Here is a 3,065-nt window from a genome sequence, read left to right as displayed (position 1 = left end):
CGATCCCGATCACCGCATCGTGCGCGAGTTCAATGCCACCAATGCGGCGCAGGAATATTCCGCGTCCGTCGGCATCGTCGCGCAGATGCTGACGCCACTGAGCTTCGCCTCGCATCCCGTGGTGGTGAAGGTGGGCGGCCAATATTATTGCCGGTCGATCCAGAAGATGCATGCCGACGGCTCGCTGTCGTTCTTCTGCGCCATAGACGATGGCGTTGTGCTGTCGATCGCTCAACCCAAGGACATGGTCGAATCGACGCGCGCCGCCCTGCGCGATGTCGAGGAGAGGCTTGGCGGTATCGACATGATCCTCGGCTTCGACTGCGTGCTGCGCCGGCTGGACGCGCGCAATCGGCAGGTATTTCGCGAGATCTCGGAACTCTACCGGGTCAACAATGTCATCGGCTTCGGCACCTATGGCGAACAGTACCGGTCGATGCATCTGAACCAGACTTTCACCGGCATCGCCTTTGGCGAGCGCCAGGCGGCGGAATAGGACGGCGCAAACAAGATGCCGCTGAGGGACATAAACGATCTTGAAAAGCTGAAGAAGATCAACGCGGCACTGGTCAGCCGCGTCGAGCGCTCTATGGACCAGCAAGGCAACGCCTTTTCGCTGTTCCAGACCGCGATCTCGCTGGAAAACCGGGTGCGCACCCGCACCGAGGAACTGCACTCGACCTTGCGCCGGCTGGAGCAGTCGAACATCGACCTCAGCGCCGCCAAGGAAAACGCCGAACTGGCGAACCTGTCGAAAACCCGTTTCCTCGCCGCTGCCAGCCACGACGTGCTGCAGCCGCTGAACGCGGCCCATCTCTCGGTTTCGGCGCTCGCCGAAGTTCAGACCAGTGACGAGGGCAAGAAACTGGTGCGGCAGGTCGAGCGCTCGCTGGAGACGATGGAGGACCTGCTTAGAACCCTGCTCGACATCTCAAAGCTCGATGCCGGCGTGGTGCAGCCCGACATAGGCGACGTCAGCCTGGAGGCGCTGTTCTCGTCGCTCCGCTCGGATTTCCTGCCGGTGGCGGAGATGAAAGGCCTGTCGCTGAAATTCCGGCCGGTCCACGCCGTGGTCCGCTCCGACCGCACGCTGCTGCGCCGCATCCTGCAGAACATTCTTTCCAACGCGCTGGGCTATACACGCTCGGGCGGCGTGCTTGTCGGCACCAGACATCGCGGCGACACCATCCGCATCGACGTCGCCGATACGGGCTGCGGCATTCCCGACGACCAGCGCGAGGCGGTGTTCGAGGAATTCCATCGCGGCACCTCGCCGGCCAATGCCGAACTGGACGGTGGCGGTCTCGGGCTCGGGCTCGCCATCGTGCGCCGCATGGCCAGCGCGCTCGGCCATCCCGTGACATTCTCGTCGAAGGTCGGACGCGGCACGATCTTCCACATCGATGTTCCGGTCGGCATCGGTGCGCCAGCCGATGCCATCGCCAGCGTTGCCGACATGGAACGGCCGCGCGGCTATGGCCTGTTCGGCACCAAGGTGCTGCTGGTCGAGAACGATATCGAGGTGCTGCAGGCCATGACCTTCCTGCTCGAACGCTGGCAATGCCTGGTGCGGGCCGCGACCTCGACCGACGATGCGCTCGACATGCTTGGCGACACCGACTGGGTGCCCGACATCGTCATTGCCGACCAGCATCTCGACGGCGGCGATCTCGGTACCACGACCATCGCTGAAGTCCGCGACTATCTCGGCCGCGCCGTGCCGGCGCTGATCGTCACCGCCGACAGTTCGGAAGCAGTCGCCAAAGCCGCCCGCTCCGGCGGCATCGAACTGATGCGCAAGCCGCTGAAACCGGCACAACTAAGGGCGCTGCTGGCGCATTTGCTGGCTTAGCTGGTCATTTATCTCCAGAGGGCCGAGCGCAGCAAAGCTCAAAATCCCGCCTGGTCCCGAAACAGCTCCGCATTGTCCAGCTTCGACACCTCGATCACCGCCTGCGTGCGGCTATAGACATTGAGCTTGCGCAATATCTCCGAGACATGCGCCTTCACAGTCGTCTCGCCCACCTGCAGCTCGTAGGCGATCTGCTTGTTGAGGAGACCCTGGCGCAGCATCTGCAGCACGCGCAATTGCTGCGGCGTCAGCGTCGACAGGCGCTGCACCATGTCGGCGCGGTCGACGCTTTCGGCGTCCGGCGTGCGGCCTTCATAGGTTTCCGGCACATAGATCGCGCCTTCCATCACCGAGCGTATGGCGGCGGCGAGGTCGCTCTTGCGCGCCGATTTCGGGATGAAGCCGGCAGCGCCGTAGGACAGCGCCTCAGAAATGATCTTCGGCTCCTCATAGCCTGAGACGATGACCACGGGCAGGCGCGGATAGCGGGTCCGGAGTTGCAGCAGCCCGTCAAAACCGTGCACGTCGGGCATCGAGAGGTCGAGAAGCGCGAGGTCGAACGGCTTGGCATCGGCCAGAAGATCGAGCGCCTCGGTGATCGAGCGCGCCTCCACCGTGTCGACTTCCGGATAGGCCATCTGCACGGCGCTGTGCAGCGCCTCGCGAAACAGCGGATGGTCGTCGATGATCAGGAACCGGGCGCGATCGTGGGTTGCGGTCATGGGGTTCATTTCAGTTCGTGAGCGATTAGAATAACCTCTCCACCATGGCCAGATTATTGCCAAATAGTATATCGCCATCTCCGGCGGAAAGTGCCGCCGGCACTTTCTCGACCAAATCGCCTTGTCCAGGCCCTAAATCGGTCGAATGTTCCGGCAACCAAGCAGAGACCCTTGATGACAGAATTCGTCCTTCCCCTGCCCGCAACCGCATCGGTGGCCGTCGCCGGTTCGTCCGATCGTTTTGCGGTGCGCCGTATCTACTGCGTCGGCCGCAACTACGCGGCGCATGCCCGCGAATTCGGCAATGACGAGCGTGATCCGCCCTTCTTCTTCACCAAGCCGGCCGACGCGGTGGTCGATTCCGGCACCGCTACCCCCTACCCGCCGCTGACGGCCAATCTGCACCACGAGATCGAACTGGTGGCCGCGATCGGCAAAGCCGGCTTCCGCATTCCCCGCGACAAGGCGCTGGACCATGTCTGGGGCTATGG

General features: G+C 63.2%; 4 protein-coding genes. 3 read left to right on the top strand and 1 reads right to left on the bottom strand.

Annotated features, from left to right (window positions below; all coding sequences use genetic code 11):
* On the top strand, positions 1–496 hold a 496-nt coding region (locus EN984_RS28410), incomplete at its 5' end, for an FIST C-terminal domain-containing protein (RefSeq protein WP_206517496.1).
* 15 nt (positions 497–511) lie between these two features.
* Complete coding sequence (locus EN984_RS28405) at positions 512–1,852, top strand: hybrid sensor histidine kinase/response regulator (RefSeq protein ID WP_127270232.1); 1,341 nt, start codon at positions 512–514, stop codon at positions 1,850–1,852.
* Between the two features lie 38 nt (positions 1,853–1,890).
* On the opposite strand, the gene EN984_RS28400 is transcribed toward EN984_RS28405, so the two are convergent.
* The gene (locus EN984_RS28400; RefSeq protein WP_027039066.1) at positions 1,891–2,574 is read right to left on the bottom strand and encodes a response regulator transcription factor; all 684 of its coding nucleotides are present in this window, start codon (positions 2,572–2,574) and stop codon (positions 1,891–1,893) included.
* A gap of 174 nt (positions 2,575–2,748) precedes the next feature.
* Between EN984_RS28400 and EN984_RS28395 the strand changes: the two genes are divergently transcribed.
* Positions 2,749–3,065, top strand: a 317-nt coding sequence (locus EN984_RS28395; protein ID WP_206517495.1) for a fumarylacetoacetate hydrolase family protein, incomplete at its 3' end; no start/stop codon positions are given.

The organism is Mesorhizobium sp. M7A.F.Ca.CA.004.12.1.1 (assembly GCF_003997835.1).
In the GTDB taxonomy this organism is placed as follows: domain Bacteria; phylum Pseudomonadota; class Alphaproteobacteria; order Rhizobiales; family Rhizobiaceae; genus Mesorhizobium.
Note: the sequence above shows the minus strand (reverse complement) of the source record. Positions and strands in the feature narration are given on the sequence as shown.

What these genes read in the sequence shown, in the direction of transcription:
- EN984_RS28405 (WP_127270232.1), top strand. Translation starts at nt 512, where the DNA reads ATGCCGCTGAGGGACATAAACGATCTTGAAAAGCTGAAGAAGATCAAC.
- EN984_RS28400 (WP_027039066.1), bottom strand. Translation starts at nt 2,574, where the DNA reads ATGACCGCAACCCACGATCGCGCCCGGTTCCTGATCATCGACGACCAT.